A 26,361-nucleotide genomic window follows, 5' to 3' on the forward strand; every position below is an offset into this window, starting at 1 on the left:
TCAATAATTCAGTAAATCAATAAATCATTAAACAATATATAATGGCCGAAGTAATAAAAATGCCGAAAATGAGCGACACCATGACTGAGGGTGTTTTGGCTAAATGGCATAAGAAAGTTGGCGACAAGGTAAAATCGGGCGATGTGTTGGCCGAAATAGAAACTGACAAAGCCACCATGGATTTTGAATCATACCAGGATGGCAGTCTGTTATATATTGGTATTGAAGAGGGCCAGGCTGCACCTGTTGACACTGTTATTGCTGTAATAGGCAAAGAAGGCGAAGACTATAAAGCTGCTCTTGCCGGCGAAAACACAGCCGCACCTGCTGCTGAAAAGAAAGAAGAAGAAAAACCTGCTGCTCCGGTTGCCGATAAGGCCCCTGCTGCAACACCTGCACCTGCTGCTAAAGTTGATCTGTCGAGCATCCCGGCTACGGTTATACGTATGCCTGCTTTGAGCGATACCATGACAGAAGGTGTTATTAATAAATGGAATTTTAAAGTTGGTGATAAAGTAAAGTCAGACGATTCTTTGGCTGACGTGGAAACTGATAAAGCTACCATGGAAGTGGTTGGTTATGAAACCGGCACCTTATTATACATCGGCCCTAAAGAGGGTGAAGCTGCACCAGTTAATGGCATTATCGCTATTGTAGGTAAAGAAGGAACTGATATTACACCACTTTTGCAAGACGGTGGAGGCGAAGCAGCAGCGCAAACTAACAGTAACAGCGAATCAAAGGAAGAGACTGCCACTATTTCCGCCAATGCAACTGAAGAAGCATCTGAAGGTTCTGACGACAGCCGCGTAAAAGCGTCGCCGTTGGCGCGCAAAATGGCTAAAGACAAGGGCATTGACCTTACCGCTGTTAAAGGCAGCGCTGAGGGTGGCCGTATTGTTAAAAAAGATATAGAAGACTTTAAACCGGGCGCTCCTAAAGTTGCAGCGGAAAGTAGCAGTAGCACTCAAGCAGCTTCAGCTGCTCCTGCAACTGCCGCTCCATCGGCGCCCGCTAAACCGGCCGCTGCTCCTATTACTTTGCCAACCTTTACCGGCGAAGAGAAATTTACAGAACGGCCGGTTACACAAATGCGTAAAGCAATTAGCCGCCGCTTAAGTGAAAGCTTGTTTACTGCTCCGCATTTTTATGTAACTATGTCTATTGATATGGATCAGGCCATAGAGGCCCGCACCAAAATCAACGCGGTTGCTCCGGTTAAAATATCATTTAATGATTTTGTGGTTAAAGCCTGCGCTGTTGCCTTAAAACAACATCCCGCAATTAATTCATCTTTCATGGGTGATAAGATCCGCACCAATGAGCATGTAAACATTGGCGTTGCTGTTGCTGTTGACGAAGGCTTACTGGTGCCGGTTATTAAATTTGCCGATGGCAAATCATTAACCCACATTTCTTTAGAGGTTAAGGATCTGGCCGGTAAATCAAAAAGCAAAAAATTACAGCCTGCCGAAATGGAAGGCTCAACCTTTACCATATCTAACTTAGGTATGTTTGGTGTTGATGAGTTTACGGCAATTATTAATACACCTAACGCTTGTATTCTTGCGGTAAGCGGTATTCAAGCCGTACCTGTAGTTAAAAATGGCGCTGTAGTGCCGGGCAATGTTATGAAAGTTACGCTAAGCAGCGATCACCGTGTGGTTGATGGTGCCTTGGCAGCAGCGTTCCTGCAAACTTTAAAATCATTGCTGGAAGAACCGGTTAGACTGCTAATTTAATTTCGGATTTTCGATTTCGAATTTATAGATATTGATAGCGATGGTGTAAAACCCGTCGCTATTTTAGTTTAGGACAAAATCAAATGGAAATACACGACGACAAAGTTTTCAACGGACAAAGCTTCGCGGGGCAAACCACCCGTGGTGGCGAATACAATAACTGCACCTTTAAAAAATGCGATCTGAAAGAAAGCGAATTTGCACAAGCTAAATTTATTGATTGCATTTTTGAGGACTGCGATCTATCTATGATGAAGTGGGACCGGTCTACGCTTAACAACGCAGTATTTAAAAGCTGTAAAATATTGGGCGTTAACTTTAGCCAATGTGCCGATTTTTTGTTTGCCGTTCAATTTGAGTCGTGTATTTTAGACTACTCGTCCTTTATGGGCAAAAAAATGTTGAAGACCAAATTCATCCGCTCATCATTAAAAGAAACCACTTTTACGCAAGCCGATCTAAGTGGTTCTGTGTTTGACGAGTGCAACCTGTTAGAAACTGTTTTCAGGCAAAGCAACCTTACCTCGGTTAACTTTAGCACCGCCTACAATTTTATAATAGACCCTGAGCTGAACACGTTAAACAAAGCCATATTTGCTACACACAGCTTACCCGGCTTGTTGCATAAATATAATTTAAAGATTGTGTAAACTCTTCCCCTCTGTCATCTCGATAGAGCAGGCGGGCCTTGAGCGTCGGCGCGAAAGAGAGATCTTTTCGAAGCGATAAGGCTCACCTTGCATCTTCGAAAAGATTTCTCGTTCGCGGCCAGCACACTACCCCCCGCTGCTCTATCGAAATGACAGCGAAATTTAATATCCTTATTTTATAAATCGCCTTAAAACAGTTAGTTTTGTCCATCCGTGAAGTTTTTTACCAAACCAGTTAGGCCTGATGATGCAGATGATGAAGAACTGCTACAACGATATCGTAAAAACGGCGATCTTGCTGTTTTAGGTAAGTTGTACCAAAAATATATGCAGCTTATTTATGGGGTTTGTTTAAAATACTTAAAAGATGAGGAACCGGCAAAAGATGCTGTAATGGCAATTTTTGAGGAATTGGTAACCAAAGTAAAGCAGCACGAGGTAAAACAGTTTAGAAGCTGGTTGTATGTGCTTGCCCGTAATTATTGTTTAATGCAGTTACGGTCTGGCAAAAAAATGGAAACAATTGGTTTGGATGACTTTATGGAATTTAACCCTGTTTTGCATCCTGAAGATAACAACAAGGAAGAAGCGCTTACCGCTTTAGAAAAATGCATGGATAAATTAATACCCGCGCAAAAACAAAGCGTTGATCTGTTTTATTTAAAAGAGAAATGCTATAAAGAAATTGCAGACTTAACCGGTTTTACACTTAACGAGGTTAAGAGTTATATACAGAACGGTAAACGCAACCTTAAAATTTGTTTAGAGAGAAGCAGTGGATAGCAAGAACGCCGACATATTGCAAATTAAAAAGTACCTGGAAGGGAAACTGGATACGCGTGCGATGTACGAGCTGGAACGCCGCGCGCTTAACGACCCCCTTTTGATGGATGCAATGGAAGGTTTTGAAGCTGCCGGAAATCAGGATAAAGCCATTGCGGAGCTTGCCGCTAATTTGCATAATCGTTTACAAAGGCCAAAAGCGCGTATAATTTCTTTTAGCACATTGGCAATGGCGGCGTCGGTTATAGTGGTGTTGGGTGTTGGGGGCTGGTGGCTAATGTCTGGCCCGGTGGTAAATAAAGCAGAAGTTGGCGCACAATTACAAGCCGATAATACAGAGGTAGCCCCGTCGCCACTTATTAAGGACCCTCAGATAGCTATCAACAAAGACTCATTAATAGCTTTCAATGCCCCAAGAAACAGAGCGGTGATCAGATCACCACGCCGGTCCTATTATAACGGATCAGCTTCTAACAATTACGATGTGCCGGTAACGGCTGATGAAACTGCAGAAATTGCTTCATCTGCCGTGCAGGGTGGTAATTTAAATGAAGTAGCTCTTGCTGCTGAAAATACCCGCGTTAAAAAAGATTCTGTACCATTTAATGAAATGGTGGTAGTGGCCTTCGGTAGACAGAAGAAGCAAGAGAAAGTAGGCGCATATAGTGATCCTTTAAAAGATCAAATAATGTCGGCAGCAAAGGCCGCTTCTGCTACAGTGGTGTCTGCTACAATAAAGGGTAAAGTTGTAAGCGAAGACGGCCAGCCTTTGCCCGGCGTAACAGTTAGAGCAGGTAACAACGCCAACTCCACGTTTACTGATAAAGATGGCGCCTATACACTAAATGTGGACAGCCTTAACACAAATATTAGCTATAAATATATAGGCTACCGCCCCCGCACGATAGATGCGAAAGACGCGCCGTCTAAAGTGACACTTGAGCCAGACGCCATGATGTTAAACGAGGTGGTGATAGCCAAACCAGACGGAACGCAGCCGGATGCACAACCTAAATATGGATGGGAAAACTTCCAGAAGTATCTTAATGCCAACTCCGTATTGCCCAATGGCAAAACCGGCAGTTCAAGGGTAAGCTTTACCGTTGGAAAAGACGGAACGTTAAGCGACTTCGAGATCAGTAAAACGGACGATGATATGGCTGGCCAAAAAGCCGTCCAACTTATTAAAAATGGACCTGAATGGGTGGGAAGCCCGCAGGGGCAACCTAAGAAGATTACCGTGACTGTGAAGTTCCACAAGCCTGAGAAATAATAGTAAGTTTTAAATTAGAGTGCTCTTTTGTTTTTGTCTGCGTAGGCAAAAACCTTTTGCATTAATGGTGTGGTTCTAAAACCAATGTTCTGGCGTATTTTAAGTTCCTCCTGTGCTATCTGGTAAAATACACCCTCAATAGCTTTTTGAGTGGCGTAATCGCTAATATCCGGGTTAAGTTTAGTTACCAGTGGTATTTTATTGTATGCGTTTACGGCATCGGTATAATAACGTGTCGCACCCACCTTACCAAGGCTTGTCTCTATAACAGGTTTAAATTTGCTTACCAATTCGGCAGTGGTTGCGCGTTTAAAATATTGCGTGGCGGCATCCTGGCTTCCTAACAAAATATTCATAACATCCTGCAAGGTCATTTGCCTAACTGCGCTTACAAATATGGGTTTGGCTTGTTTGGCAGCATCTTCTGCAGCGCGGTTGAGCGATAGTATAACATTATCAGCCAGTTTACCTAAACCTATGCTGCGCAATGTGTTTTCAGCCTTACGTGCTTCGGGCGGGAACAATATTTTCACCGCCGCGTTAGCAAAAAAGCCGTCAACTGCCGATAACTGATCGCTGCTGTTGGTTGACCCCTGCTCAAGCGCTTGCTTTAAAGCATTCCCTATCTCGAGCGTTGTTGGCTGCCCTTGCGAGTTAATAACAGCGGTGGCCGCCTGTTGCGCAACATCACATCCGGAAAACGGTAAAGAAATTAAAAGAGCAGGCAACAGCAGGTACAAATATTTTTTCATACCGTTAAAACGTTGAAAGTGCAAAAGAGTTTTAGTAACCGAAAACACGCATCAGCATAAATACTGTGCCCGCTAATATAGCCGATATAGGGATGGTGATTATCCAGGCCCACATTAGCGGGATGGTTACGCCCCAGCGCACGGCCGATATGCGTTTTGTTAAACCAACACCTATAATTGAACCGGTAATGGTATGGGTTGTAGAAACCGGGATACCAAAATGCTCGGTTATTTTTAGAGTGATGGCAGCTGCGGTCTCGGCGCTAACACCCTCAAGCGAGGTGATCTTGGTGATCTTGCTGCCCATAGTTTTAACGATTTTCCAACCACCAGACATGGTACCTAAAGCGATAGCAGAGTAACAAGCCAATGGTATCCACTCCGGCATTGGTGCGGTTGGCAATATTACTTTTTCGGCTATTAAAGCAACATAAAGTATACCCATAACCTTTTGCGCATCATTTGTTCCGTGGGCAAAGCTTAATAATGCTGATGTTGCCAGCTGCAATATTTTAAACCAACGCTCGGCTGTGGCAGGCCGCGCATTTTTACAGATGTGCATTATAAGTATGGTTATAATATACCCAATAGTAAGGCCTATTACAGGGGCCAACACTATATACATTATAATAGTAGTGATGTAATGCATGTTAACGGCATCAAGGGGCGCTGCGCCCATATATAGTGCATTGGTTATACCTGCGCCTGCAAAACCGCCAATAAGCGTATGTGATGAACTGGACGGAATGCCGAACCACCAGGTTATTAAATTCCATGTAATTGCCGCAAATAGCCCCGCAAGTAGTACATGGATGTTAACATAGTCCATAACAACAATTTTGGCAACTGTATTGGCTACTTTATGGTCGGTTACAACAAAATAAGCTAAAAAGTTAAACGCTGCAGCCCACAGTACCGCCTGGAAAGGTGTTAACACTTTGGTTGATACTACAGTGGCTATTGAGTTGGCCGCATCATGAAAACCGTTGGTGTAATCAAATATTAACGCAAGGGCAACTACAATAACTAAAAGGGTGGTAACCATTTAAATTTATAAAAATTAGGCGTTTTTAACTAAAATGGATTCCATAACGTCGGCAGCATCTTCGCACATATCAGTAGCTGTTTCCAAAGCAGCATAGATCTCTTTGTATTTTATAAGGCGGATGGCATCTTTTTCGTAAAGGAACAGATCAGCAACGGCGCGATCAAACACATAATCGGCCTGATTTTCAACGCTGTTGATGCGGATGCATGAGTCAGCTATGGCGCGTACATTACGCAAATCTTTCAATTCTCGAACGGCTTTTTCCAGCTCGGTACTGCCTTGCAGGCATAGTTCGCAAAGTTTAAGTATATGTTCGTTATAGTCGTCAATACGATAAAGGTTCATGCGGTTGGCTGCACCCTGTATATAATCGGCCACATCATCAATAGCGCTGGTAAGCGAGTGGATATCTTCGCGGTCAAACGGGGTAATAAAGTTTTTGCCCAGCTCTAAAAATACCTGGTGGGTAATTTCGTCGCCTTTGTTTTCCAGTTTATCAATTTGTTTAAACAGTTCTTCGCGTGTTGCCGGGTTATTTGAGTTAACCGCTTCAACCAGCAGGGTTGACATGACTACGGTGTTGTTTGCGGCTTGTTCAAATAGCGGAAAAAAAACTTTTTTATCCTTTGGTACAAAATACTGGAAGATACTGTTTAACGACATTTTAATAATATTTGCTCAAAGGTACATTTGCAATGTTAATTTAATGTTAACTTTTTAATATTGGTAACCCGGGAAATGGTAATCCTTGTTTAACCTTTTGCAGCGTAAACCCAAATGTTGATCCCAACCCCTCTGTACTACGCACGTTGATGGTTTGCTGATGTGCCTCTATAATGTGCTTAACAATGGCCAATCCAAGTCCCGACCCTCCAATTTGCCTTGAGCGGCTTGCATCTGTGCGGAAAAAGCGCTCAAAAAGGCGCGGCAGGTATTTTTCTTCAATTCCAATGCCATCGTCGGTTACTTCTATCAGCACTGTGTCGTGAAGATCAAACAAGGTAACCGATGTGGTGCCGTCCTCCCTGCCATACTTAAACGAGTTGTCCAGCAAATTAACCAGTACCTGCGTAATTTTATCTCTGTCGGCGGTTACCATTGTGGCCTCATCATATTTCTGCTTAAAGCTCAATTTAATTTTATGCTGCCTGGCCTTTAACTCCAAACTTTCCATAACCTCTTTTATCAGATCATTAATTTTAAACTTGGTATAATTAATAGGCAGCTCGCCCGATTCTAATTTTGATATTTCATCCAGGTCTTTTATCAGGTAGCTAAGGCGGTCCACATTCTTTGATGCCTTGTCTAAAAACTGGCGTGCCATCGCTTTATCCTCCAGGTCATCATCCTGCACGGCCTCAATATATCCTTGTATGGCAAATAAAGGGGTTTTAAATTCGTGCGATATATTGGATAAAAAATCGCGCCTGAATTTCTCCTGGGTCTTTAATGCGTCTATTTCTGTCTTCTTCTGTTTGGCCCATTCTTTTACCTCTTTCTCAACGTCATTAATGGGGTCGGCGCTGGTATGTTCGCCCAAAGCGTCGCGCAGATCGCGGCCCAGTTTAAGATTATGTATCAGCTTATAAATGATTATTATTTTTGAGTAGATATATTTTTCTATTAGGTAATAAAAAACAATAAAGCTGGTAATAAGGGTGGCAACAAAGGTCATAGCCATATCGTACAGGCTGCGCTGAAAATAGTAATTTACGGCTGACAGCGTAATGGCTACCGCTCCCGCGTTGATCAATATAAGTACCCTGAATTTCATAACAATAAAAGTATGAAATTACTAACGCAATAGTTTAACAGGACAATATGGAAAAGTTAAGTTTAGAAGTTGGGCATGGAGATCGTTTCAAAACCGTTTCATAAAAAGGGAAAAGTTTCTAAAATTACGGTTGATTGATAATCAGGAACTTAGGCTTAAATTACAGTTAATTTTCCTGACGAATAAGTAGTTTCATACTGTTTCACTGCGAAATTTTAAGGATTTGAAAATAAGATGTTTACAAAAGAATCCGTTCCAAACGTTCCGGGAGTGTTATATATCTTTGTGAAACACCCTTTCTCCTGAGCCCGCCTACTTATTCATGTCTACGGTTATGGTTGCGGTAACATTATCAGACAGCACCAGACTTGAACCCCCTACGCCAAAATCAAGCCGGTTTAGTTTAACGGTGCCGATAATTGCAGCAGTATTGCCATTTTCTGTATATGTAAAAGGCACATCCAGTTGCTTGGTTTTATCTTTTATGGTGACGTTGAACTTACCCACATAATTGACTCCGCTTTTGTGCTTAAAAGACACCGATTTCATGCTGATATGCGGGTAACGCTGCACTTCAAAAAAGTCAGCGCTCTTTAAGTGCGTATCGCGCTCTTCGTTATCAGTATTTATAGTGGCGACCTCTGCGGTAGCTTCAATACTGCTGGTGGCCAGCTGGGCCGGATTAAACAGAATAGTAGCTTTTACGCCCCCTATTGTCCCACCGGTATTAATACCCAGGTTCTTTATTTGAAATTTAATGCCTGCCTTGGTAACGGTAGCAGTACTCTGCGCAAATGCCGCAGCAATAGAAATTATTAAGAATGATGCAATCAGGGGTATTCGTTTCATACTGCTAAATAACGACGATTCCATTCGCCGTGTTATAGTGTGTTACTATTTTTACAATTAGTGACATTCTTTATAGAACTGGTCCAGATAAACCAGCATAAAGTTGTGGCGTTGCTGCGCAAGGCGTAGGCCTGTTTCTGTATTCATTTTATCTTTCAACAGCAATAGCTTCTCGTAAAAATGGTTAATGGTAGGTGCAGTTGAGTTTTTATAAGCTTCTTTATTGGTATGCGCCTCGGGCTTTATATTGGGGTCGTAAATTGCCCGGCCTTTGTGTCCGCCGTAGTTAAAAGCACGCGCTATACCTATGGCGCCCATGGCATCAAGCCGGTCGGCATCCTGTACTATCTGCATTTCTATAGAGCTGAAGGTGGGCGCATCAAATGATGATTTGAACGACATGTACCTTATGATGTTTTGAACATGCGTTATTATGGCCGCCTCAACCCCGATGCTGTTCAGAAATTCTGCTGCAAGTTGCGGGCCTTTATCTTCATCGCCATTGTTAAACTTGGGGTCGGCAATATCATGTAACAAAGCGGCCAGTTCAACTACTAAAATATCGGCGTCTTCTGTCTCGGCTATGTTTTTTGCATTGTTATAAACGCGCTCTATATGATGCCAGTCGTGGCCACCTTCGGCGTCTTTCAGCGTTTCTTTAACAAACTCTATGGTTTTTTCAATAATCTCTGCATGTTCCATAAGCTGCAATATTACAGTAATGGAGCTTATGCTTTGTTAAATATTTAAAATATGCAGCTAATCTAAATTGAGTAACGATATGACATCAGTTTCAAGGATCTCGGCTATTTGGAACAGGCGTTCCAGCGTTATTTTGGTATACCCCAGTTCTATTTTACTGTAGGCATTTTGTGAAATGCTTAGTTTATAAGCTAAATATTCCTGTGTATAATTCTTTTTTTCTCGTTTTGTGCGGATGTTAGCGGCGATAGCCTTAATTTTTAAACCCGTGGCATTCGTCATAAGTATGATATAGTGATCAGTTTATCCACTTACGAAAATTATTTGCCCTTAGATTTCAAGAATTGAAAATAACGATCAATTAATCTCATAAGTTACTGATACCGCAGGCAACAGCGTTGCTACATCCAACGGAACCTGATCATTAGAAAGTACTGGCTTACGGGTGCGATGATATTCGTACACGGCTTTTTGCAAAGCAGCGCTCGCCGTTGCAGGTGTTTTAAAGTTGATCCTGAACGGAATGATGAAATCGTGCGCTTTTTCTCTGAATGGAATAATCCATTTACCGTCTGATTTTTTTAAGGCTTCAATAATGGGCGTTACCAACGACACATCATCAGCATAATAGATAATTATTTTTTTGATGGCTCCGGCGGTATCTGCAGTAAACTTAAAAACGGCAGTTCCGGTTACTTTTCTTTTTTGGATGTCTAATGATACATCAACGTTTTGCGTAAAGAAGCTATTCATCACCTCCTTACCGCCTTGAAACGGAAAAGCAAGTTCCTGCTGTGCGAAGCACGATGCAGCAAGCGTTGTAGCAACAAAAAATAAAAATATCTTTTTCATATTATTTTAATCCTCCCGGATATTGATCAGGTTCTACCGGCGCTCTTCTGGTGCCATCATATAGCTCGTATTCAAGCAGGCGGCAATCTAACTTACCATTGTAAAATTCTATTCTGCGTGCCGCGCGTAGTCCAATTTTTTTAGCCAGATCAGGATTACCGGTAAAAATATAGCCCCTGTAACCTTTGCAGTTTTGCTTCATAAAATCGCCCATACGTTTGTAAGTTGCTTCCAGCTTGGTATGCGTGCCTAAACGCTCGCCATATTCCGGGTTAAACATTACAACGCCCGGTTCTTCGGGTACTTCAGTATCGGCAAAGTCACAAACAGCAAAATCAATTAAATGTTCTACACCCGCTGTGTTGGCATTCTTTTTTGCCACATCAACAGCGTCGGCAGATATATCGGTAGCTATAATTTTAAAGCCAACTTCTTTTTTTGCTTTGTCTTTAAGTTTGCGGCGTTCTGTAAAAAACTCCTGCTCGTCATAACCCATAACATGCATAAAGCCATAGTTCATTCTAAACAGGCCCGGGTGTTTTTCTGTAGCCAGCAAAGCTGCTTCAATAGCCAGCGTGCCAGATCCGCACATGGGGTTAATAAAAGGACTATTTTTATCCCAGTTGCTTGCCATAATTACCGATGCGGCCAATGCTTCTAACATGGGCGCCTTGCCCGGAATTTTACGATAACCGTGCTTGGCAAGTGTTTCGCCAGAGGTATCTAAAAAGATTTCGGCTTTGTCATCCTGCCAGTAAAGATGTATCACGGTTTTATTGGCATCAGGGCCAGAGTTGGGCCTGATACCTTTAACGGATTTAATACGATCAACAATGGCATCTTTTACCTTAACATTGGCAAAAAGGGGCGTAAGTATATGCTCGTTGTTAACATTTGAGGTTACAGAAAAATATCCACTAAAATCAATCAACTGCTCCCATTCTATCTGTACCAGGTTTTCATAAAGCTCCTGCGGAGTGGCCGCAGTGAAACTTTTTAACAGGTAGAGTATCTGGCTGCCGCTACGTAAATTTAAATTAAGCGGTATGGTATCGGTAACAGTGCCTTTTAATTCAACGCCTGTTTGAAATACGCGTACAGGGGTAAAGCCCAAAGCCTCAACTTCTTGCTGTAGATAAGGCGATAGCCTTTTATTACAGGTAATAACTATCTTACTCTCGGTGTGGAAAACTTGCATAATATTTTGGCGAATTTATGAATTAATAAACCCTAATTTTACTTTACATCTATTAACTTTACATTTAAATTTTTTTATAAGGATGGATATTAAAGGCAAAGTACATGAAATTGGTGCAACCGCACAGGTTACCGATTCATTAAAAAAAAGAGAATTAATTGTTGAGTATGTTGAAAATCCTCAATATCCGGAGTACTTAAAGTTTGAGGCTATACAAGACAGGTGTAACCTGTTGGATAATATAAAGGTAGGCGATGATATTGAGGTTTTCTTTAACCTGCGTGGCCGCCCATGGACAGACAAAACCGGTAAAAAGAGCTACTTTAACTCTATGCAGCTTTGGCGCGTTAATGTGTTGAGTGGTGCAGGCAGCAGCTCAACTCCTGAGTATGCCCCACCTGCTGATATCAGCTCTGCAGCAGACGATGATGATCTGCCGTTTTAATTAAATATTTAAGACATACAATTTTTTAGCCCCGCAATAGCGGGGCTTTTTTGTTAAAATTTGTTAAAAACCAGCGGATAGGCATTATTTAAAATATTTTTGTCTTTGCAGAAGAAGGTATAAGAAACTCCTGCTGATTTTATCGCTTTGAAAAGAAGAAGCATACGCATTATTATTGGGCTGATGAGCTTTGCATTGCTTGGTGTTATTACCATGCAGTTATACTTTTTGATGCAAAGCTATGATATGCAGTCACAGCTGTTTGACAGCACAGTTAATGGAGCGCTTAATAATGTGGTTGATAAGTTAAGTAAGCATGATGCCGACAGATTTTTGGCAAAAAAAGCCTTAGCTAATCATAGTGTTAGTGATGGCCGCAATACAGGCGTTATTAACGCAGTAATAAAAAAATACGAGCCGCAGATTCAAATTATTGCTAAAGATAGCTCGCAAAGTAGCAGTGTTTCAACTGCACGTCAAAAACGCATCGCTTTACTAACTGATAGCCTGCAGCGGTTAATTCTCAGCCAAAAATTCGACGAAGCGTTCTCTGGTAAACTAAAAATGGATTTCTACTTTGATGAATTAGGTAACATGCAGGGCCGCTTAACCGCTTTGCCGCAACCTAAATATGTTAAGCGGACCGGAAGGATCAATAAATACGATACTGTTTTCACTTCATATACAGACCCATTATACGGCCCGCAGATAGTTGCTCAATTGCAAGTAAATGAAGTTTGGCAAAAAGAGGAAATGCGGAAGAAAAAGGAACGCAGTATAAGGCAGGTGAAGCAGATGATTACCGAGATGACGGAAGACTCTTTAAGGAACGCAGCCGCCCTTGCAGGCAGCGCAACTTCTATGCAAACCCTATTAACTGAATACCAACGCTCCGGGGAGCTATTGAAAAATCGGCTTGACCGCGAGTGGATCGACTCCCTGCTGCGTGTTGAGTTACAAAGCAGAAATATTAACGTTCCGTTTAATTACGACGTAACCAATGCCAGTGGCGATTCGCTGATATTTACCAGCGCTGCTGATGCCACCAAGCGACCTAAGTTTACATCCGATAATACTTACGAGACCGCAATTTTTACCAAGGACGTTGTCAATGATCCCGGTAAAATAAAATTATCATTTCCGCAAAAAAATTCATTTGTTCTTGGTCGCATGAAAGCATCTATGGCTACCACCGCGGGGCTGCTCTTTGTACTGATATTTTGCTTTGCCTACACACTGGTAACTATTATAAGGCAGAAAAAGATCTCCGAAATGAAGACGGACTTTATCAATAACATGACCCACGAGTTTAAAACTCCGGTTTCAACCATTATGATAGCCAGCGAATCATTACTTGATCCTGAAATTAATGCTGATAAAAGCCGTATAACGCGCCTTGCCAATATTATTTATGAAGAAAATGCCCGTCTGGGCAATCATATTGAACGGGTGCTAAACGTTGCCCGCATTGATAAAAACGACTTTAGGCTGGAGAATAAACCGGTAAATATAAACGACCTTATAGCCATTGTTTTAGATAGCATGGAGCTTAAACTGCAAAAATGCGATGCCGAAATTAAATTGGAGCTAAGTGCAGAAAAGCCTGTAATTATAGCAGACGAGCTACATTTTTCTAACGTGCTTTACAATTTGGTTGATAACGCTATTAAATATAGTGAAGGTAAACCTAAGATAACTATAAGCAGCTCTAATAAAAGCGGGCAGGTAATAATTAAAGTGGCCGACGAAGGTATAGGCATGAGCCGCGACCAGCAAACCAAAATTTTTGAACAGTTTTACCGCATACCAACAGGTAATGTGCACAACGTTAAAGGTTTCGGGTTGGGCTTGAGCTATGTTAATACAATAGTTAAAAGACTGAACGGATCAATCAGCGTGCGGTCTGAAAAAGATAAAGGATCAGAATTTGAGTTAAAATTTGCAACGGCTTAATTAACAGCATTAAAAGCGAGCAATTTTTTTTACAAATACGCGTATAATATCACCCAAAAACCTTTCGGACTTTCGGCCTTGCCGACTTCCGGACTAAATACAACCGAACCATGAAAAAAATATTACTGGTTGAAGATGATCCTAACCTGGGATTGCTTACACAGGATTACCTGCAGCTGAAAGGCAAGTTCGATGTTGTTTTATGTACCGACGGAGAGGAGGGCCTGCGTGCCTTTACCAAGCAAAGCTTTGATCTGCTTATTTTGGATGTAATGATGCCCAAAAAAGACGGCTTTACTTTAGGCAAAGATATCCGGAAGATAAACCAGGACGTGCCGATAATTTTTGCCACTGCAAAAGGTATGATAGAGGATAAGACCCAGGCGTATAACTTAGGTGGTGACGATTACATAACCAAACCCTTCCGTATTGAAGAATTGTTGTTGCGCGTTAACGCCTTGTTAAAGCGTGCAGAAAGTGCAGAGCGCCGGGAGGATAAGCAATCAAACTTTAAAATCGGTGCTTATGAATTTGATTATTCGGCACAGGTTATAGCTATAAATGGCAGCCAGCAAAAGCTATCAACCAAAGAAGCTGAACTGCTGCGCCTGCTTTGCCTAAAGCAAAACGAAGTATTAACCCGCGAAGAAGCCCTGCTTAATATTTGGCACGACGATAATTACTTTAATGGCCGCAGCATGGACGTTTTTTTAAGCAAGATCCGTAAGTACCTGAAAGATGATCCATCTGTTGAGATTATCAACGTGCATGGCAGGGGGTATAAGTTGCTGGTAAATTAAGCATTTTGTAAGGTTTGGAACAGGTATACTCTACTGCGTAGTATCGTCTGTAAAAAAAATCGAACAACTATTGCGAAAATGCCTTAATTTTGTAACATGGAAACACTAATAGTTCATCCTGAGAATAAAGAACAATTGGTTGCAATTAAAGCTTTTATGAAAGCTTTAAAGATATCCTTTAAAGCAGAAAAATCAACTTATGATCCGGAATTCGTTACTATGATAAAACATGGAGACGAAGACCTTAACGCCGGTAAAGGCATTAAAGTTGATATTGGCGATCTATGGAAATAGTTTTTACGCCAAAAGCTTTGGATGATTTAAATCAGTGGAGAAAAAGCGGAAATATTTCTGTTCAAAAGAAAATAAACGAATTACTTCAATCCATTATTGAAACCCCTTATTCAGGTGTTGGAAAACCTGAAGCATTAAAACACGAATTATCAGGCAAGTGGTCACGAAGAATAAATGGTGAACATCGCATAATTTACAGTGTAATTGATGACAAACTAAATGTCTATTCTTTGAAGGGGCATTATTAATCACAGTTCATCATGAGCGAAACTGCTATCAAATTATTACCCGGTCGTTATTGTAACTCGCTTACAGAATATTCGCGTTTTGTAACGCGCGAGGTTTTTATAGGCGATGTACCTATGGGTGGCAATAACCCCATCCGCATACAAAGTATGACCACTACCGACACCATGGATACAATGGGTACGGTTGAACAGTCTATCCGCATGATAGAGGCGGGTTGCGAATATATCCGCATTACCGCGCCAAGTATTAAAGAAGCGCAAAATCTGGCTGTAATAAAAAAAGAACTGCGCAGCCGTGGCTATACTGCACCGCTGGTTGCCGATATCCATTTTACGCCCAACGCTGCCGAAGTTGCTGCGCGGATTGTAGAAAAGGTGCGGGTTAACCCCGGTAACTATGCCGATAAAAAGAAATTTGACCAGATAGATTATACCGACCTTGAATATAAAGGCGAACTGGAACGTATTTACCAAAAGTTTGCACCGCTGGTAAAAGTGTGTAAAGAGTATGGCACTGCCATGCGGATAGGCACTAACCATGGGTCGTTAAGCGACCGGATAATGAGCCGCTATGGCGATACGCCACAGGGCATGGTAGAGTCGGCAATGGAGTTTATGCGGATGTGCGAGACATTGAATTACTATAACCTGGTAGTTTCCATGAAATCAAGCAACCCCCAGGTTATGGTTCAGGCCTACCGGTTGCTGGTGGAGACTATGGTTGCCGAAGGCATGAATTACCCCCTGCATTTAGGCGTTACCGAAGCGGGAGATGGCGAGGACGGCCGTATAAAATCTGCCGTTGGTATTGGTACGCTGCTGGAAGATGGTCTTGGTGATACAGTCCGTGTATCACTAACCGAAGAGCCCGAAGCAGAAGCACCGGTAGCTATTGCATTGGTGAAAAGATATTCTAAGAGGAGTCAAGAATCAAGAGTCAAGAATCAAGAAAATTCTCAGAGCTCAGAACCTATAACTCACAACTCACAACTCACAACCCACAATCCTTACGAGTACAAAAAACGCCATACTTACGAAGCTAACGCATTCATAGGTGGGCATATGGTTCCACGCGTGGTGGTTGATCTGTCTAAAGCAAATTTGAAGGATCCTGCCGTGTTGAATGACGCCGGATATATTTACTCGCCATTGCTGGATAAATACAACATGGGCGAGCAGTCGGTTGATTTTGTTTATCTGGCTGATGAATTACCGTCCTTTAACCTTCCCGGCAACTTAAAGCAGCTTTATAATTATTCCACCTGGAAAAAACTGAGTAATAAAACACTGTGCCATCCTTTATTTACTTTGAAGGAGTTTATTGGTGATGTTGATCGGTCATCGCCTTTAAATTTGGTTAGATTAAAACCTGCGGATATTGATTCTGATGAATTTGGCTCGTTGCCGTTTAGCAATACATTGGTTTTTGTTTTAGAAACCGATGCCTTGCACGGCATGGCAGATCAGCGCGCCTTCTTCTTTAAAATGGAAGAATTGGGGTTAGAAGTTCCCGTCATCATCAAAAGGTCATACAACTTTGTTGATCAAAACCCACAACTTACAACGCAGAACCTACAACTTTACGGATCAACAGATTTAGGAGCCTTACTTATAGACGGCTTTGGCGATGGCATTTGGATAGATGTGCCGCAGGTTGATACAAAAACAATTACTTCAACAGCATTTGGTATTCTGCAAGCTACACGATCCCGAATCTCAAAAACTGAATATATATCATGCCCAAGCTGCGGCCGTACTTTGTTTGATCTGATGGTTACTACACAGATGATCCGCAGCCGCACAAGTCACCTTAAAGGATTAAAAATTGGTATTATGGGCTGCATAGTGAACGGCCCAGGCGAAATGGCCGATGCTGATTATGGTTATGTTGGTTCGGGTACTGATAAGATCACCCTTTATCGCGGTAAAGAAGCTGTAAAAAAGAATATCAGTTCCGCCAATGCGCTGGATGAATTGATAAGCATCATTCGTGAGGATGGGAATTGGATTGAGCCTGTTGAAGAAGTTGGCAGTTTTTAGTAGGCAGTTGGCAGCAAACGTTCTATTTTGAAAGTTGAAATACCACTGGTAAAGTAAATGTTATAGTTGTGGCTTGCCCTTTAAACAGCGCCGGTTGCCATCGAGGTGATAATTTCATCACCCTAAGCGCTTCGGCATTGCTTGCACTATCAAGTCCGCTTAAAATTCGAGGATTACTAATTTTCCCTTTTTTGTCGAGATCAAAACCAACAATTATTTTTCCTTCGCGTCCTTTGTAACTAACATTTTTTTGGAGAAATTTATTTAATGCCTCAATTCCTCCTGGGAATTTCGGATACGTATCAAATGTGATTGCAATTTTACCTAGGGGAAAGCTATAATCTAACGGCCTTATTTCTTCCTGTTTTATTATCGCCCTAGTTTGTTGAGCTATTAGCCTTCCACTCAATAAATTAAATCCAATGAACACCATAGCTGCTGATAGCCATTTTTTCCAAACAGGTATTTTTAGAATAGGTGTTTTTAATTGTTCAAGTTTAAACCTACCGCAAATGTTATAATTGTTTTCAGCTAAGATGAGTTCAAATTCGTTTTGATCGCTATTAGTGAAGTCGTATACTTTCTTTTGACATAAAAGACAATTTCTGCCGCCATCTGCATCGCCCATCTTGTCCCAATTGGCGGTGCAGTTAAATTTTAGCTTTGCGTTAATAATTGGCTTTTCCATTTTCGGCTGTTTTTAGTTAGATGCCTGATCGCCTGAAATTCCATAAGTCATATCGTTATTTTAATCTATCTTACTTATTTATTTTCAAGCGCCTGCAATAAGCTCCCGACTACAAGCTGCCAACTACATATACTTCCGCCACCATTCAGAGTTAAACGCACCAACTTCAGTAGGTTTACCTGGTTCAGGTACAAATAGCTCAATATTTTTCTCTCTGGCGTATTCTATCAGTAATTCAACGGGTTCGTACCAATCATGCAGGGCCAGGTTAAATGTGCCCCAATGTATTGGCATCATCAGTTTCCCTTTTAAGGCAAGGTGCGCGTTTGATGCATGGTTAGGTCCCATGTGTATATCCGGCCAGTATTTACCGTAAGCGCCAATCTCCAGCATGGTCAAATCAAACGGTCCGTAGGTTTCGCCTATCTCTTCAAATTGTGGGTGCCAGCCGGAATCGGCTCCAAAATATATATTATGCTTTGGTCCTTTAATTACAAAGGATGACCATAAAGTTTCGTTACGATTTAAGATACCGCGGCCGGAGAAATGCCGTGCCGGGGCCGCTGTTAAAACGCAATCAGGTGCAATCATTACGCTGTCGCCCCAATCCATTTCGGTAATGAAGTTGGCAGCGATGCCCCATTTTTTAAGGTATTGCCCTACACCCAAGGAGCAGAAAAATGGGATAGTGCTGCCTGCAAAAAACTCAATGGTAGCTGTATCCAGGTGGTCGTAATGGTCGTGCGAACAGATAATGGCATCTATGTGCGGCAGATCTTTTAAAGCAATGGGTGGCTGAAAAAATCGCTTTGGCCCCATAAACTGGGTAAAGGACACGCGATTGCTCCAAACCGGATCTGTAAGTATGGTGTAGCCATCTATTTCGATCAGCAAACTGGAATGGCCAACCCAGGTTACCCGCAAGCCGGTTTCTGGCGGGGTATTGTAAACAGATACATCGGTTTTAAACGGGCCGAGTGTTTTGGCAGGGGTGCTCTCAGATTTATTATTCATGTACTCCCGCATAATCGGGATCATTTTATCAAAGCCTGCTTCGTCTGTAGGGATGGTGTTGATGTATTTGTTATCTTTTTTGGCAGGTCTTTCTAAGCTCATATTATATAGTACGTAAATGGCAGACGATTGACCGCCGGAAATCTTTTAAATTTTTATTTTTTTAAGAAAGAAACAGACACCTCAGCAAAAGCCGCCAGATCTTGCGGCAGCGCATTTTGCTGATAGGGGTGTGTCCCACCAAAAGTGTGGTCGCCATTCTTAACAACAATCAATTCAGCTCTGGGTTGGGCCTTTTTCAGGTCCTTTGCATGGCTGATATTCACAGTGGCATCGGCGTCGCCGTGCAAAATTAACCAAGGGCAGGTTACTGCTGCTGCATTGGCTAAAATATCCAACCGTTTGGCATTCTTTTCCAGATCATCCAACAATGTACTTTTTATCGGCATTTGCTGTTGTGTTCGGCTATTGTACATGTACATAACGCCTTGCAGCCGCCATTGCTCTTCGGCCGCTTTGGGCCACAGATTGCGGAAACTCGCTACCGCTCCAAATGTTATCAGTTTCTTAACCCGCTTATCTTCGGCCGCTTTTATTATACTTATGCCTCCGCCCATGCTATGCCCTATCAGGTAAACCCCGTTGGCGCGCGGCATGGATGGGCCATTGCAGGCAAAATCAATCACGGTACCCAGGTCCTCCAATTCCATCGAAAAAGTATTATCGGCAAAAGCTATCAGGTCGGTAAAATCAACCGGGTTATCGGGAGTGGTACCATTATGCGAAAAGTTGAACTTTAAAAACCGAAAACCATTGTTGGCAAAGTAATTGGCCAGCAGGTTATGCGTGCCCCAGTCTTTAAAGCCTTTAAAACCATGCGCGAAAATGACAAGCGGCGCGGCCTTATTGGTATCGTCATAAGTAAGATCTGCCAGCATGCCGCGGCCTTTAGCGCCGGGCAGTGTAAAGGTTTCTTTTTTTATCATAATTGCTTATCAAGTATACCACATTGCAACGCACTTAGCAAATACAATATCACTCCCTTGTATGCCACCATGCCCAGGCAATTAAAACAGGTTGCAGCGCCAGTCGTAACCAGGCTAACAAAGGGTTTACAGTTGTGGCGCCAAGCCTAAAAGGCGCATCGGTTATCATGCTGATGTGCACAGGCAAAAACGCCACAAGCATTAAAACTATTCCCCATGCCGCGTATTTGCGGGTAACTTTAAACGCCAGCCCTAATCCGAATATAATTTCAAAGATACCCGCCGCCGCGTTCATAAATTGCGGGTGGGGGATATACTGCGGAATGATAGCGATATAAAACTCTGGTACCCTAAAATGATTGATACCTGCGGCCGCATAGCCTAAAATTAAAGTGATTGTGCTCACTTTTTTTAAAGTTGTCATTATATTTTTTCTACTTAAAGCTGATAAACAGATGTTTACGAACACGATTTCGGTTTATTTATAAACAATCTAAATACGTCGGTATGACAAAGGTTTGACAGAGGTTCTGCTACAGGATATTATTTTTGTTCGGTTAATTTTAAACTTGTTTTGAAGTATCTAAAGGTAATAGCTTTTACGCATAAACAGATTGAGCTGAAGGAGTTGGGCAAGCTGGTTATCTGTCAGGAAAATCTGACGGATAAACTGCGTGAGGTAAAAGCAGAGTTCGGTATTTCTGAAATGTTTTACCTTGCCACCTGCAACCGTGTTGAGTTTGTTATGCTTACCCCACAAACGGTCGACAAAGCATTTGCCGCAAAATTTATAGAGAAACTTAACATAGGCCTGTGTACGCATTACATGGGCACTTTTGTTGATGCCGCTTTAATATACGAAGAAAAAGAGGCACTTAACCACTTACTAAGAACATCTTGCTCTTTAGAAAGTTTGGTGGTAGGAGAAAAAGAAATATTGGCACAGTTGCGTAAAGCTTATGAGGACTGTCGCGAAGCAGGTCTTACCGGCGACGGGATGCGAATGTTTATGAGCTGTGTTGTCAAAACAGCTAAAGAGGTTTATACCAATACCGCAATTTCTAAAAACCCCATCTCTGTAGTATCGTTAGCTTACCGTAAGCTCAATAACCTTAAACTCTGCAGTAATGCCCGCATCCTACTCATCGGAGCAGGCGAAACCAACCAAAACATCTCCAAATATCTTCAAAAGCATAAATTTTCTAACTTTGCGGTGTTTAACCGCACTTTGGCAAAGGCTGAAAAACTGGCTGCCGACTTAAACGGCGAAGCTTTTGATCTGGAGGCGCTTAAAACTTACAATAAAGGTTTTGACGTGATCATCACCTGCACATCGGCAGTTGAACCCATCATTACGCCCGAAATATATACTTCATTACTCAATGGCGAAACAACCCGCAAAACTATTGTTGATCTTGCCATCCCTAACGATACCGCTCCGGAAGTATTAGAGCACTTTCCGGTAAATTTTATTGAGGTACACTCATTAACCGAAGTAGCTAAACGCAACATGCAGGAACGTTACCAGGAACTTGTACATGCCGAAGCTATTATTGAAGATAACATGTGCGAGTTTTTGCAGCTGCTTAAACAGCGCCGCGTTGAACTGGCTATGCGCTGTGTACCCGAAAAGATAAAAGAGATCCGCAACACAGCCATTAACAGCGTTTTTGCTGATGAAGTGCAAGGCATGGACGAGCAATCTCGCGAAGTTTTGGAGCGTGTTATGAATTATATGGAGAAAAAATATATCAGCGTACCTATGGTAATGGCTAAAGATATATTGATCAACAGTAATTAAAATCCGCTTTACTCAATCTCCCACTTACCGGCTTAGCAGCATCAACAAATTTTTGACCTTGTTCTGTCATTAATTCTGTGGCCGTTAAACGCTCCACTCTCTCGATATTTGACTTGCTCCAATTGATTTTTGCCTTGCGTATTGAAAAACGCTGATAAGTACTTTCAGTGTCACGCTTGTACGGTACAAAACAGAATTTGATAATGTCTTGAAATAACCTAAGGGCGTTGAAGCCTTACTTACTCGCCTTTTAAACTTTTTACAGGGTTGGCTAAGGCTGCTTTTACAGATTGTATGCTTATGGTTGCAAGAGCCACTATGGCAGCAACACTGCCTGCCAAAAGAAAAACCCAAAGATTTATATCAATTTTATAAGCAAATTCCTGTAGCCATTTATCCATAGTAAACCAGGCAATAGGGCAGGCAATAAGCACAGCTATCACAACAAGGCGCATCAAGTCGGTTGATAGCAAATGCACAATACTGGCCACACTTGCCCCCAATGTTTTACGGATGCCTATTTCTTTAACACGTTGCTCGGCGGTAAAAGTTATCAGTCCAAATAAACCTAAGCAGGCAATACTTATGGCAAGCAGGGTGAATGTTAGCAATATGCTACCTTGCTTTTGCTCAGTTTGATATTGAGCTGCAAAATTTTGGTCAAGAAAATGGAATTCGGGTATATTTTCATTGTCAAATTTGCTAAATACCTGAGTTATATAATTTAACGATGCCTGCACATTTCCGCGGCTTATCCGGATGTATAGGTTATCCTTATCGCCGACTGTTGCTGGCATATTTAATACCATAGGAGATATTTTATGCTGAAGTGAATAAGTGTTAAAATCTTTTACCACTCCTACAATGGTTTGTGTTATAACATTACCTTTTTCGTCAACCCCCGTACGTACCGGTTTACCTACAGCGTTAGTCCAGCCAAGGTCTTTAACCAAGGTTTCGTTTACAATAATTGCATCTTTTATATCTGTTGAATTCGCTGCCGAAAAATTCCTGCCTGCGGCCATCTTTATCTGTAGGGTGGGGATAAAATCGGCATCAACAGTTAAGTTCTGTACTATTGTTGATCCGGAAGTGGGCTTACCATCTGCGCCCAGGTTAAAATCGCCCCCGCCTATGTTATTGTTGCCAATTGGGTTTCCGGCTACACCTGCACCTTCTATATTAGGGTTTTGCAGTAGCAGTTGCTTCAGCGCGTCTACTTGGCCGCGTACATTGCGATTATTAATATGGAAGGTTACTGTTTGTGCTTTATTAAAGCCCAGATCTTTATTTGAAAAATAATTAAGCTGCTTGTAAATGATGACCGACCCTGATATCATGACAATTGTAACAACAAACTGAAAGGTTACTAACGATTTCCGGAAAAAAATGGTAGAAAATTGATTCCCTAACTGCCCCTTAATAGCAGGAATTGTTTTAAATCCCGATAGGAATAAAGCGGGATAAATACCGCATAAAACACCGATGGACAATGCAAATGCAGCAAATATTATTATGGTTTTTACAGCGCCAAATTGCAACAACACCAATGTTTTACCCGATAGAGAATTAAAGTAGGGGAGTGTGAAATAAATTACCCCTAATGCTATAATAGTGGCGATAAGTGTTAACACAATACACTCAACAAAAAACAATGCCATTACCTGTCGCCTTCCTGACCCGATGACCTTGCGTATACCAACTTCCTTAATGCGGATAGAAGACCTTGCAGTGGTTAAGTTTACATAGTTTATAACGGCAATAACCAGTATAAGCAAAGCAGTTATGCTAAACACGTACACATAAGTAATGTTACCGTTTGAGCCAAGTTCATAACCTAAGTTGGAATGTAAATGTATGTCCGTAAGCGGTTGCAATTCCAGCGTGAACTTCATAGGGCCTAAATCGGCTTTAATATGGCGGTTAAAAAAATCTTCACCCATGGCCTCAATCTGTTTGTTGTCGCCGTGGTTTTTCAAAAGTACGTAGGTATACAATTCAGAGTTACCCCAGTTTCCCGTAGCGCCATTATCTTCAGACGGCATACTGCGCAGGGCCTTAAAGGAAAAATGCGAATTTACGGGCACATCCGCTATTACGCCGGTAACTGTAGTAGCATTACCATCTACTTGTATCAGTTGGTTTAGCGCCTTTGCGGCGTTGCCAAATATGGTTTCGGCAAATGCTTTGGTTAATACAATGCTTTGTGGTTTTTGCAAAGCTGTATTGGGGTCACCATATAAAAAATTATGCGAAAAAATCTTAAAGAAGCCAGCATCGGTAAAAAACATGCCTCCTTCATTTATTTTTTTATCTCCAAATGAAATATTACCTCCGCCCTCGGGATTTATGCGTACGGTTTCTTCAACCTGCGGAAACTCTGCTTTCAAGGTTGGCGCATATGGTGGCGATGTAATTGCCAGATCGAATTTGCCGCCGTTCCATTGCCCATGCTGCACAACACGAAATATGCGGTCGGCACGGGTATTATAGCGGTCATAGCTCCACTCATCGCTAACATAAAGGGTGATGAGCCAAAATGCAGCAATACCCACTGCCAGGCCAAAAATATTTATAAAAGAGAATGCTTTTTGCTTTTGAATATTTCTCCAGGCTACCTTAAAATAATTTTTCAGCATGATTCACAATTTCTCTGTTATAACAAAAATATGTGCCAATTATATAAATACCTAATTATCAATATATTATTAGTTAAATGTAAATAACAGATGTTCGTAACTGAAACAGTATTTGTTTGATTATGATACAATATGCAAAAACCATAGCCCCTCCGTCACTTAACATTCATATCCTCAATTAATATTACTATCCTAGCATTAAAAAATTAAATTTGCGGTTGCAAATAATTAAGGCAATTGGAAAGAACATTAATAATAGGAACACGCGGCAGCGAATTGGCGCTATGGCAAGCCAACTTTGTGAAGGATAGTTTGGCAAAACATAACATAACCGCCGAACTTAAGATCATTAAAACGCAGGGCGACCGAATTCTTAATTTAAGTTTTGATAAGCTGGAAGGCAAGGGCTTTTTCACCAAAGAGCTGGAGGAAGAACTGTTGGCAGGCACCATTGACCTTGCCGTACATTCGCATAAAGACCTGCCTACAGAAAATCCGGCAGGATTAATAATTGCCGCAGTATCAGAACGCGAAGACCCGTCTGAGCTTTTGCTGATACTGAAAGACTGTGTTGATGTTAAACAAAAACTATCCGTAAAATACGGCGCTATTGTGGGTACATCGTCTAATCGCCGTAAGGCCCAGTTGTTAGCTTATCGCCCCGATCTTGAAATTGAAGAGCTGCGCGGTAATGTACCTACCCGTATACAAAAACTGCGTGATGAAAGCTACGATGCCATTATGCTGGCTAAAGCCGGTGTACATAGGCTGGGTATTGATCTGAGCGAGTTTCATGTTGAAGAACTTACACCAAATGAATTAATACCGGCCCCTGCACAGGGCGCATTGGCTATACAGATACGCGAGATAGATACCGAACTTTTTGCGGCTTTGCAGGTTTTGCATCACCCTAATGTTGCCGAGGAATTAGCCGTTGAAAGAACTTTATTAAGGATGTTTGGTGGTGGCTGCCATTTGCCGTTGGGCTGCTATTGCCGTAAAGAAGATGGCGTGTACCAGGTGTTTACTTCAAAGGCTGACGAAGGTGATGAGTTTCCGGACAGGTTATTTATTGAAGCACCCACTACCGAGGGGCTTTCAAAAAAAGTGTTCAGCTATTTTGAAAAAGACCGTAAGCTGCCCTCAAGTGTGTTTATATCCCGCGAGGTATCAGAACAAAGTTATTTCCGCCGCGCGCTGGCAAAACATAATATGCAGATAGATGACCGGTCGCTTATACGAACAGTTCCTATAATAACCAAGCTCGACTCGTTTATATTAAAGCATGTAGACTGGCTTTTCTTCAGCAGCAAAAATGCCGTAGAATATTTCTTTCAATTAGAACCGCAATTGCCAAAAGGTGTAAAGTTTGGGGTAATGGGTGCCGGATCAGAAGAAATGCTGCGCCGTAAAGGGTATTTTACCAACTACACGGGTGTGGGTAACGACAGTGCCGATGTAGCCGCCGAGTTTGCTCAACTGGTACCGGAGGGTGATACTGTATTGTTCCCGGGTGCTAAAGATTCATTAAGGAGCGTACAGCAAGGCCTTTCTGCAGGTGTTAAGATAATTGACCTGCCGATTTACGAAACCGTATTGGAGGATGAGGTTGAAGCATCAGGTGCAGAAGTGTTGGTGTTTACCAGCCCATCAAATGTTGATGCTTATTTTATAGATAACCTGCTTGATCCTTATCAAAAAGTAATTGCCATGGGTAAATCAACCGGAAAGAAATTTGATGAGATGGGTGTTAAATACACCCTGCCATTCTCGCCAGATGAGGTAGGTTTGGCAGAGGCGGTGTTTGGAATTTGAGTTGATAGTTCATTG

The 26,361-nt window shown here is 41.9% G+C and carries 26 protein-coding genes; 12 read left to right on the forward strand and 14 right to left on the reverse strand.

What is annotated here, in order from left to right; translation table 11 throughout:
• Nucleotides 1-41 precede the first annotated feature (41 nt).
• The 4 genes from ACVW2L_RS21735 (at nucleotide 42) to ACVW2L_RS21750 (ending at nucleotide 4,448) form a co-directional block, all read left to right on the forward strand.
• The gene (locus ACVW2L_RS21735) at nucleotides 42-1,742 is read left to right on the forward strand and encodes a 2-oxo acid dehydrogenase subunit E2 (RefSeq protein WP_457130042.1); all 1,701 of its coding nucleotides are present in this window, start codon (nucleotides 42-44) and stop codon (nucleotides 1,740-1,742) included.
• 83 nt (nucleotides 1,743-1,825) lie between these two features.
• Complete coding sequence (locus ACVW2L_RS21740; RefSeq protein ID WP_457130043.1) at nucleotides 1,826-2,392, forward strand: pentapeptide repeat-containing protein; 567 nt, start codon at nucleotides 1,826-1,828, stop codon at nucleotides 2,390-2,392.
• A 213-nt stretch (nucleotides 2,393-2,605) separates the two neighbouring features.
• Entirely contained in the window at nucleotides 2,606-3,175 is a 570-nt protein-coding gene (locus tag ACVW2L_RS21745) for an RNA polymerase sigma factor (protein WP_457130044.1), read from the forward strand.
• Nucleotides 3,168-4,448, forward strand: a complete 1,281-nt coding sequence (locus tag ACVW2L_RS21750) for a carboxypeptidase-like regulatory domain-containing protein (protein WP_457130045.1) — start codon at nucleotides 3,168-3,170, stop codon at nucleotides 4,446-4,448. Before ACVW2L_RS21745 ends, ACVW2L_RS21750 begins: the two co-directional genes overlap by 8 nt.
• Before the next feature lie 14 nt (nucleotides 4,449-4,462).
• On the opposite strand, the gene ACVW2L_RS21755 is transcribed toward ACVW2L_RS21750, so the two are convergent.
• The 9 genes from ACVW2L_RS21755 to ACVW2L_RS21795 form a co-directional block, all read right to left on the reverse strand.
• Complete coding sequence (locus tag ACVW2L_RS21755) at nucleotides 4,463-5,200, reverse strand: DUF4197 domain-containing protein (protein WP_457130046.1); 738 nt, start codon at nucleotides 5,198-5,200, stop codon at nucleotides 4,463-4,465.
• 31 nt (nucleotides 5,201-5,231) lie between these two features.
• Nucleotides 5,232-6,245: an anion permease gene (locus ACVW2L_RS21760; RefSeq protein ID WP_457130047.1), complete on the reverse strand. Its 1,014-nt coding sequence runs from the start codon at nucleotides 6,243-6,245 to the stop codon at nucleotides 5,232-5,234.
• Between the two features lie 15 nt (nucleotides 6,246-6,260).
• Nucleotides 6,261-6,911 (reverse strand): DUF47 domain-containing protein, encoded by a 651-nt coding sequence (locus tag ACVW2L_RS21765; protein ID WP_457130048.1) that lies wholly within the window; start codon nucleotides 6,909-6,911, stop codon nucleotides 6,261-6,263.
• 46 nt (nucleotides 6,912-6,957) lie between these two features.
• Nucleotides 6,958-8,022, reverse strand: coding sequence for a sensor histidine kinase (locus ACVW2L_RS21770; RefSeq protein WP_457130049.1), 1,065 nt, complete (start codon nucleotides 8,020-8,022; stop codon nucleotides 6,958-6,960).
• Nucleotides 8,023-8,334: 312 nt separating this feature from the next.
• Nucleotides 8,335-8,871, reverse strand: coding sequence for a YceI family protein (locus ACVW2L_RS21775; RefSeq protein WP_457130050.1), 537 nt, complete (start codon nucleotides 8,869-8,871; stop codon nucleotides 8,335-8,337).
• Between the two features lie 57 nt (nucleotides 8,872-8,928).
• Nucleotides 8,929-9,573 carry an HD domain-containing protein gene (locus ACVW2L_RS21780; RefSeq protein WP_457130051.1) on the reverse strand — a complete coding sequence of 215 codons (645 nt, stop codon included), beginning with the start codon at nucleotides 9,571-9,573 and terminating at the stop codon, nucleotides 8,929-8,931.
• A gap of 57 nt (nucleotides 9,574-9,630) precedes the next feature.
• Nucleotides 9,631-9,855: a helix-turn-helix domain-containing protein gene (locus tag ACVW2L_RS21785; RefSeq protein WP_457130052.1), complete on the reverse strand. Its 225-nt coding sequence runs from the start codon at nucleotides 9,853-9,855 to the stop codon at nucleotides 9,631-9,633.
• Nucleotides 9,856-9,930: 75 nt separating this feature from the next.
• Complete coding sequence (locus tag ACVW2L_RS21790) at nucleotides 9,931-10,425, reverse strand: hypothetical protein (RefSeq protein ID WP_457130053.1); 495 nt, start codon at nucleotides 10,423-10,425, stop codon at nucleotides 9,931-9,933.
• A 1-nt stretch (nucleotide 10,426) separates the two neighbouring features.
• The gene (locus ACVW2L_RS21795) at nucleotides 10,427-11,623 is read right to left on the reverse strand and encodes a THUMP domain-containing class I SAM-dependent RNA methyltransferase (protein WP_457130054.1); all 1,197 of its coding nucleotides are present in this window, start codon (nucleotides 11,621-11,623) and stop codon (nucleotides 10,427-10,429) included.
• 82 nt (nucleotides 11,624-11,705) lie between these two features.
• Here ACVW2L_RS21795 and ACVW2L_RS21800 point away from each other — a divergent pair, with 82 nt between their 5' ends.
• From ACVW2L_RS21800 to ispG, 6 genes are all read left to right on the forward strand, one after another.
• Complete coding sequence (locus ACVW2L_RS21800; protein WP_457130055.1) at nucleotides 11,706-12,068, forward strand: DUF3127 domain-containing protein; 363 nt, start codon at nucleotides 11,706-11,708, stop codon at nucleotides 12,066-12,068.
• Nucleotides 12,069-12,215: 147 nt separating this feature from the next.
• The gene (locus ACVW2L_RS21805) at nucleotides 12,216-14,021 is read left to right on the forward strand and encodes a sensor histidine kinase (protein ID WP_457130056.1); all 1,806 of its coding nucleotides are present in this window, start codon (nucleotides 12,216-12,218) and stop codon (nucleotides 14,019-14,021) included.
• 110 nt (nucleotides 14,022-14,131) lie between these two features.
• Nucleotides 14,132-14,821, forward strand: coding sequence for a response regulator transcription factor (locus ACVW2L_RS21810; protein WP_457130057.1), 690 nt, complete (start codon nucleotides 14,132-14,134; stop codon nucleotides 14,819-14,821).
• 96 nt (nucleotides 14,822-14,917) lie between these two features.
• Nucleotides 14,918-15,115, forward strand: coding sequence for a DUF2683 family protein (locus ACVW2L_RS21815; protein WP_457130058.1), 198 nt, complete (start codon nucleotides 14,918-14,920; stop codon nucleotides 15,113-15,115).
• On the forward strand, nucleotides 15,106-15,363 hold the full coding sequence (locus tag ACVW2L_RS21820; protein ID WP_457130059.1) for a Txe/YoeB family addiction module toxin: 258 nt from the start codon (nucleotides 15,106-15,108) through the stop codon (nucleotides 15,361-15,363). The genes ACVW2L_RS21815 and ACVW2L_RS21820 overlap by 10 nt, the downstream gene beginning before the upstream one ends.
• 12 nt (nucleotides 15,364-15,375) lie before the next feature.
• Nucleotides 15,376-17,403 (forward strand): (E)-4-hydroxy-3-methylbut-2-enyl-diphosphate synthase, encoded by a 2,028-nt coding sequence (gene ispG / locus ACVW2L_RS21825; RefSeq protein ID WP_457130060.1) that lies wholly within the window; start codon nucleotides 15,376-15,378, stop codon nucleotides 17,401-17,403.
• Between the two features lie 22 nt (nucleotides 17,404-17,425).
• On the opposite strand, the gene ACVW2L_RS21830 is transcribed toward ispG, so the two are convergent.
• From ACVW2L_RS21830 to ACVW2L_RS21845, 4 genes are all read right to left on the reverse strand, one after another.
• Nucleotides 17,426-18,091: an energy transducer TonB gene (locus ACVW2L_RS21830; protein ID WP_457130061.1), complete on the reverse strand. Its 666-nt coding sequence runs from the start codon at nucleotides 18,089-18,091 to the stop codon at nucleotides 17,426-17,428.
• A 123-nt stretch (nucleotides 18,092-18,214) separates the two neighbouring features.
• On the reverse strand, nucleotides 18,215-19,207 hold the full coding sequence (locus ACVW2L_RS21835; protein WP_457130062.1) for an MBL fold metallo-hydrolase: 993 nt from the start codon (nucleotides 19,205-19,207) through the stop codon (nucleotides 18,215-18,217).
• Nucleotides 19,208-19,260: 53 nt separating this feature from the next.
• Nucleotides 19,261-20,091 (reverse strand): alpha/beta hydrolase family protein, encoded by an 831-nt coding sequence (locus ACVW2L_RS21840; RefSeq protein WP_457130063.1) that lies wholly within the window; start codon nucleotides 20,089-20,091, stop codon nucleotides 19,261-19,263.
• A gap of 49 nt (nucleotides 20,092-20,140) precedes the next feature.
• The gene (locus ACVW2L_RS21845) at nucleotides 20,141-20,515 is read right to left on the reverse strand and encodes a DoxX family protein (protein WP_457130064.1); all 375 of its coding nucleotides are present in this window, start codon (nucleotides 20,513-20,515) and stop codon (nucleotides 20,141-20,143) included.
• Nucleotides 20,516-20,665: 150 nt separating this feature from the next.
• Between ACVW2L_RS21845 and hemA the strand changes: the two genes are divergently transcribed.
• A complete protein-coding gene (gene hemA, locus ACVW2L_RS21850) occupies nucleotides 20,666-21,892 on the forward strand; it encodes a glutamyl-tRNA reductase (protein WP_457130065.1) in 1,227 nt (408 codons plus the stop codon).
• A 239-nt stretch (nucleotides 21,893-22,131) separates the two neighbouring features.
• On the opposite strand, the gene ACVW2L_RS21855 is transcribed toward hemA, so the two are convergent.
• Nucleotides 22,132-24,531 carry an ABC transporter permease gene (locus ACVW2L_RS21855; RefSeq protein ID WP_457130066.1) on the reverse strand — a complete coding sequence of 800 codons (2,400 nt, stop codon included), beginning with the start codon at nucleotides 24,529-24,531 and terminating at the stop codon, nucleotides 22,132-22,134.
• Nucleotides 24,532-24,768: 237 nt separating this feature from the next.
• On the opposite strand from ACVW2L_RS21855, the gene hemC reads away from it, so the two are divergent.
• Complete coding sequence (gene hemC / locus ACVW2L_RS21860) at nucleotides 24,769-26,346, forward strand: hydroxymethylbilane synthase (protein ID WP_457130067.1); 1,578 nt, start codon at nucleotides 24,769-24,771, stop codon at nucleotides 26,344-26,346.
• The last annotated feature ends 15 nt before the right edge of the window (nucleotides 26,347-26,361 follow it).

It is taken from the genome of Mucilaginibacter sp. HD30 (genome assembly GCF_054061755.1).

Bases quoted from the DNA above. Each gene is read 5' to 3' on its own strand.
- ACVW2L_RS21845 (WP_457130064.1), bottom strand. From the start codon at position 20,515: ATGACAACTTTAAAAAAAGTGAGCACAATCACTTTAATTTTAGGCTAT.
- ACVW2L_RS21785 (WP_457130052.1), bottom strand. From the start codon at position 9,855: ATGACGAATGCCACGGGTTTAAAAATTAAGGCTATCGCCGCTAACATC.
- ACVW2L_RS21800 (WP_457130055.1), top strand. From the start codon at position 11,706: ATGGATATTAAAGGCAAAGTACATGAAATTGGTGCAACCGCACAGGTT.
- ACVW2L_RS21815 (WP_457130058.1), top strand. From the start codon at position 14,918: ATGGAAACACTAATAGTTCATCCTGAGAATAAAGAACAATTGGTTGCA.
- ACVW2L_RS21765 (WP_457130048.1), bottom strand. From the start codon at position 6,911: ATGTCGTTAAACAGTATCTTCCAGTATTTTGTACCAAAGGATAAAAAA.
- ACVW2L_RS21835 (WP_457130062.1), bottom strand. From the start codon at position 19,207: ATGAGCTTAGAAAGACCTGCCAAAAAAGATAACAAATACATCAACACC.
- ACVW2L_RS21760 (WP_457130047.1), bottom strand. From the start codon at position 6,245: ATGGTTACCACCCTTTTAGTTATTGTAGTTGCCCTTGCGTTAATATTT.
- ACVW2L_RS21840 (WP_457130063.1), bottom strand. From the start codon at position 20,091: ATGATAAAAAAAGAAACCTTTACACTGCCCGGCGCTAAAGGCCGCGGC.
- ACVW2L_RS21855 (WP_457130066.1), bottom strand. From the start codon at position 24,531: ATGCTGAAAAATTATTTTAAGGTAGCCTGGAGAAATATTCAAAAGCAA.
- ACVW2L_RS21780 (WP_457130051.1), bottom strand. From the start codon at position 9,573: ATGGAACATGCAGAGATTATTGAAAAAACCATAGAGTTTGTTAAAGAA.
- ACVW2L_RS21775 (WP_457130050.1), bottom strand. From the start codon at position 8,871: ATGAAACGAATACCCCTGATTGCATCATTCTTAATAATTTCTATTGCT.
- ACVW2L_RS21770 (WP_457130049.1), bottom strand. From the start codon at position 8,022: ATGAAATTCAGGGTACTTATATTGATCAACGCGGGAGCGGTAGCCATT.
- ACVW2L_RS21735 (WP_457130042.1), top strand. From the start codon at position 42: ATGGCCGAAGTAATAAAAATGCCGAAAATGAGCGACACCATGACTGAG.
- ispG (WP_457130060.1), top strand. From the start codon at position 15,376: ATGAGCGAAACTGCTATCAAATTATTACCCGGTCGTTATTGTAACTCG.
- ACVW2L_RS21790 (WP_457130053.1), bottom strand. From the start codon at position 10,425: ATGAAAAAGATATTTTTATTTTTTGTTGCTACAACGCTTGCTGCATCG.
- ACVW2L_RS21810 (WP_457130057.1), top strand. From the start codon at position 14,132: ATGAAAAAAATATTACTGGTTGAAGATGATCCTAACCTGGGATTGCTT.
- ACVW2L_RS21740 (WP_457130043.1), top strand. From the start codon at position 1,826: ATGGAAATACACGACGACAAAGTTTTCAACGGACAAAGCTTCGCGGGG.
- ACVW2L_RS21795 (WP_457130054.1), bottom strand. From the start codon at position 11,623: ATGCAAGTTTTCCACACCGAGAGTAAGATAGTTATTACCTGTAATAAA.
- ACVW2L_RS21755 (WP_457130046.1), bottom strand. From the start codon at position 5,200: ATGAAAAAATATTTGTACCTGCTGTTGCCTGCTCTTTTAATTTCTTTA.
- ACVW2L_RS21820 (WP_457130059.1), top strand. From the start codon at position 15,106: ATGGAAATAGTTTTTACGCCAAAAGCTTTGGATGATTTAAATCAGTGG.
- ACVW2L_RS21830 (WP_457130061.1), bottom strand. From the start codon at position 18,091: ATGGAAAAGCCAATTATTAACGCAAAGCTAAAATTTAACTGCACCGCC.